The organism is Micromonospora sp. (assembly GCF_048594385.1).
Taxonomy (GTDB): domain Bacteria; phylum Actinomycetota; class Actinomycetes; order Mycobacteriales; family Micromonosporaceae; genus Micromonospora; species Micromonospora wenchangensis.
Genome location: NZ_JBMDWU010000306.1, coordinates 1 through 4,725 on the forward strand (window position 1 = coordinate 1; position 4,725 = coordinate 4,725).

Sequence of the window (4,725 nt, forward strand, 5' to 3'; positions counted from 1 at the left end):
CCCCCCCGCGCCCGGGGCGGGCGGGGCCGCGGAGCCGGGGGGGCCGGGCCCCGGCCGTCGGCCGGTCCGGCCCCGAGTGGACCGGCCCGGCGGGGGTGCCCGTCGGGCCGGGAGGCGTACCTGGTTGGCTGCCGCATATGACCGGCAGCAGGATCTCCCGGCGCGGGAACGCGGCGCACCGCCTCTACAGCGTCGTGGTGTTCGTGGTGCTCGCCTCCCTGGACAACGTGGCGATCGGCCTGGTGCCCCCGCTGTACGGGCCGATCTCCGGGGCGCTGGGCGTGCCGCAGCGGATGCTCGGCCTGGTCACGGCGGTGAGCTTCCTGGTCAGTGCGGTCGCGGCGGTGGCCTGGGCGTACGTCGGTGACCGGACCAACCGCAAGCCGCTGCTGATGGTCGGCACGCTGGTCTGGGCGGCCGGCACCGGTGGCAGCGCGTTCGCCACCGGCTTCCCGACGTTCCTCGCCGCGCAACTGGTGGCCGCGGTCGGGTTGGGCGCGGTCGGCTCGGTCGGGTTCTCCGTGGTCACCGACCTGATCTCCCCGCGCCGCCGGGGGCTGGTGATGAGCTTCTGGGGGCTGTCCCAGGGGGTCGGCACCCTGGCCGGGACGCTCACCGGCGGGCTGCTCGGCGCGACCGACTGGCGACGCCCGTTCCTGCTGCTCACCGTGGTCGGCCTGGGCGCGACGGTGGCCTACCTGCTGACCTACGACATCCGGCGCGGGCAGAGCGAACCGGAGCTGGCCGCGGCGATCGAGGCCGGCGTCGAGTACGACTACCGGATCACCCGCTCCGACCTGCCGCGCATCCTGGGGCGACGGACCAACCGGTGGCTGATCCTGCAGGGCCTCACCGCTCAGGCGGCGTTCGGGTCGCTGGTGTGGCTGCCGGTGCTGTTCGCCGAGCGGGCGCAGGAGCAGGGCTACTCGACGGCGACGGCGGTCGTGGTGGGCAGCGTCTTCGCCACCCTGTTCCAGCTCGGTGGGGTGTTCTCCATCGTCGGCGGGCTGGTCGGGGACGCGCTGCAACGGCGTACCCCCCGGGGCAGGGCGCTGGTCGCGGCGGTCGGCGTGCTCGCGGCGCTGCCGTTCTACCTGGTGTTGTTCTTCGTGCCGATCCGGATCGACGTGCCCGACGGCGGCGGCACCGGCGCGGTGGTGGGTGCCGTGCTGGCCAGCGTGGTGACCGAGCCGACGGTCGGGCTGAGCCTGCTCACCGCCGTCGTCGCGCTGGCGTTGACCTCGGCGAACTCGCCGAACTGGTTCGCCCTGATCGCCGACGTCAACCCGCCGGAGCACCGGGGCACCGTCTACAGCCTGGGCAACCTGGTCAACGGGGTCGGCCGGGCCGCCGGCAACGGGCTGGTCGGCGCGGCCTTCCACGCGCTGCGGGCGGCCTTCCCGCCGCCGCTCAACTACGCCGTCGGGCTGGCTGCGTTCCAGCTCTTCTTCATCCCCACCGGGCTGATGTACTGGCTGGCCTCCCGCACGTCACCCGGCGACATCGCCGCCGTGGGTGACCTGCTGCACGACCGCGCCGACCGCCGCTGACCTGCTGGTGCCGGCCCCGCCCCGGGGAGACGGCTCGCCGCAGATCCGGGCCACCGGTGACCTCAACCCGTGAATCGTTAACGCCATCAGCTCGAAAGGACGCGAAGAGCATCACCAAGGTCGCCGTGTCCCGCCGGGGGCCTGCCGCCAGCCTCGCACCGGTCCCCGGCACGCCCCCGGCATCAGCATCAGGCCCCCGCACCAGGGCACCCCGCCACCAGGGGTCAGACCCACTCCGGTCCGGGGCCGAACTCCGGCCCCGGACCGGCTGAGCGCCGGGGCCGGAGTTCAGGACCGGGAGTGGGTCAGGAGTGCCGGACCCAGACCGTGACGTCGGTGGGGACCCGGCCGTCGGCGTCCAGTGGCGCGCTGCTGTGCAGCAGTTCCCCGGCCGGTGGCGGCACCGCGGCCGTGCCGAAGTTGGTCAGCACGGTCAGCCCGCCGTTGCGGAAGCTCAGCACCTCGTCGCCGGAGGAGAGCCACTGCAGCGTCCCCCGCCCCAGGGCGTGCTCGCGGCGCAGCCGCAACGCGGTCCGGTACGTCTCGTACGTCGAGCCGGCCACCCCCCGCTGCCGGTCCAGGGCGTACTCGGCCCACAGTGGCGGCTGCGGCAGCCAACTGGCGTCGGTCGGGCCGAAGCCGTACGACGGGGCGTCGGCCTCCCACGGGATCGGCACCCGGCAGCCGTCCCGACCGCGCTGGGTGTGGCCGCTGCGCTCCCAGGTCGGATCCTGCCGGGACTCGTCGGGCAGCGTGGTGTGCTCCGGCAGCCCCAACTCCTCGCCCTGGTAGAGGTAGGCCGAGCCGGGCAGGGCGAGCATCAGCAGGGTGGCCGCCCGGCCCCGGCGCAGGCCCAGCGCGGCGTCCGGCTGGGGGTCGCCGATGCCGATGCCGTTGGGCCGGCCGCCCTTGGCGGACAGGCCCAGCCGGGAGGCGTGCCGGATGACGTCGTGGTTGGACAGCACCCAGGTGGTGGGGGCGCCGACCGCGTCGGTGGCCTCCAGCGAGCGGGTGATCACCGCGTACTGGGCGGGAGCCGTCCAGGCGGCGAGCAGGTACTCGAAGTTGAACGCCTGGTGCATCTCGTCGGGGCGGACGTAGCGGGCGATCCGCTCGGCCGGCTCCACCCACGCCTCGGCGACGAGGATCCGCTCGCCGTCGTAGGAGTCCAGCACCCGCCGCCACTCGCGGTAGACCTCGTGGACGCCGTCCTGGTCCCACATCGGCGGGCGTGGCTTGTCCGCCTCGTTGCCGGAGAGGAGCTCCTGCGGCTCCTCCCAGTTGGCCAGGTCGGCCTGCTTGATCAGGCCGTGCGCCACGTCCACCCGGAAACCGTCGACGCCCCGGTCCAGCCAGAACCGGAGCACGTCGAGGAACTCGGCGCGGATCTCCGGGTTGTCCCAGTTGAGGTCCGGCTGGGCGGTGTCGAACAGGTGCAGGTACCACTGGCCGGGCCGGCCGTCCGGCTCGACGAGCCGGGTCCAGGCGGGGCCGCCGAAGACGCTCTGCCAGTCGTTGGGGGGCTCGGCACCGTCCGGGCCGAGCCCGTCGCGGAAGATGTACCGGCCCCGTTCGGGGCTGCCGGGGGCGGCGGCGACGGCGGCCCGGAACCACCGGTGCGCCGACGAGGTGTGGTTGGGGACCAGGTCGACGATGACCTTGAGACCCTTCGCGCGGGCCTCGGCGATCAACCTGTCGGCGTCGGCCAGGCTGCCGAACAGCGGGTCGACGTCGCGGTAGTCGGCGACGTCGTAGCCCGCGTCGGCCTGCGGCGACGGGTAGAACGGCGACAGCCAGACGGCGTCGACACCCAACTCGGCCAGGTGCCCGAGTCGGGCGGTGATGCCGGGCAGGTCACCGATGCCGTCACCGTCGGAGTCGGCGAAGGAACGCGGATAGATCTGGTAGATGACGGCCTCGGTCCACCATCCGGGGGCCACGCCCACGGACTGTTCCTGCTGCCTCGCGTCGGTGTTCAGAGCCTTCTCCCTGTGTCGAGCCGGTCGAGCCGTGCGGTCGAATCCGTTCAGTTTGCCCGGGGCGGGCCGGTCGATTCCCGTACCACCAGGCGAGTGGGCAGGATCACCGGCGGATGCGGCGCGGGGCCGTGCGGGCCGGGCCCGCGCGGGGCCGGCACCCGGTCGGCGTCCGGCTCGGCGGCGGCGGCACCCAGCGGGTCGAGCAGCATCCGGGCGGCGAGCCGGCCCTGCTCGGCGGCGGGCTGGGCGATGGTGGTCAACCCGAGCACGGCGGACAGGTCGTGGTCGTCCACGCCGATCACGCTGACGTCCTGCGGGACGCGCAGCCCGGCGTCGCGCAGCGCGGTCATCGCGCCCATCGCGATCTCGTCGCAGGCGGCGAAGATCGCCGTCGGTGGTTCGCCCCGGGCCAGCAGCTCGACGGTGGCCTGGTTGCCGCCGTCGATGGTGAACTGCGACTCCATGTCCAGGCGGGGGTCGGGGTGCAGCCCGGCGCGGCGCAGCGCCTCCTGGTAGCCCCGGCGACGGTCGGTGTGGGTGGTGAAGGCCAGCTCGTCGTCGGGGTCGCCGGAGATGTGGGCGATCCGCCGGTGGCCCAGGTCGAGCAGGTGCCGGGTGGCCGTCCGGGCGGCGGCCACGTCGTCGATCCGCACGCAGGGCCAGCCGGGGACGGTGCTGCCGGAGCTGATCGTGATGCCGGGCAGGTCCAGTTCGGCCAGGGCCGTCAGGTCGGCCGGGCGCAGCGGGGTGGCGACCAGCATGATCGCGTCCACCCGCTTGTGCAGGTTGGCGGTGCGCAGCACCCGTTGCCGCACCTGCTCGCGCCCGCCGAGGTTGTAGAGCAGCAGGTCGTAGCCGGAGTGGTGGAGGAACTCCTCGACCGCCTCGACGACGGTGCCGAAGAACCACCTGGTGATCCGGGGCACCACCACGGCGACCGTGCCGGTGCGGCCACCGGCCAGCCGGGAGGCGCTCGGTGAGACCGCGTACTGGAGCTGTTCGGCGGCGGCGAGCACCCGGCGGCGGGTCGCGGCCGACACCGTCGGCAGGCCGCGCAACGCCCGGGAGACCGTGGCCGTGGAGACCCCGGCCAGCCGGGCCACGTCGTCGATTCTCGTCACCCTGTCGTTCCCCCGCTCCGGCCGACCCCCGTCGCCCCCCCCCCCCCCCCCCCCGGGCCCCGCCGCCCGCCACCC

At 74.4% G+C, this 4,725-nt stretch carries 3 protein-coding genes; 1 reads left to right on the forward strand and 2 read right to left on the reverse strand.

The genetic code is table 11. The annotated features are described in order from the left end of the window. The first annotated feature begins 137 nt into the window (after window positions 1-137). A complete protein-coding gene (locus ACOJTC_RS16275; RefSeq protein ID WP_420117515.1) occupies window positions 138-1,550 on the forward strand; it encodes an MFS transporter in 1,413 nt (470 codons plus the stop codon). Between the two features lie 305 nt (window positions 1,551-1,855). Here ACOJTC_RS16275 and ACOJTC_RS16280 read toward each other — a convergent pair whose 3' ends face one another. After that, window positions 1,856-3,529 (reverse strand): glycoside hydrolase family 13 protein, encoded by a 1,674-nt coding sequence (locus ACOJTC_RS16280; protein ID WP_420117517.1) that lies wholly within the window; start codon window positions 3,527-3,529, stop codon window positions 1,856-1,858. Between the two features lie 47 nt (window positions 3,530-3,576). Further along, complete coding sequence (locus ACOJTC_RS16285) at window positions 3,577-4,650, reverse strand: LacI family DNA-binding transcriptional regulator (protein ID WP_420117516.1); 1,074 nt, start codon at window positions 4,648-4,650, stop codon at window positions 3,577-3,579. Window positions 4,651-4,725: the final 75 nt, after the last annotated feature.

Bases quoted from the DNA above. Each gene is read 5' to 3' on its own strand.
- ACOJTC_RS16275 (WP_420117515.1), top strand. From the start codon at position 138: ATGACCGGCAGCAGGATCTCCCGGCGCGGGAACGCGGCGCACCGCCTC.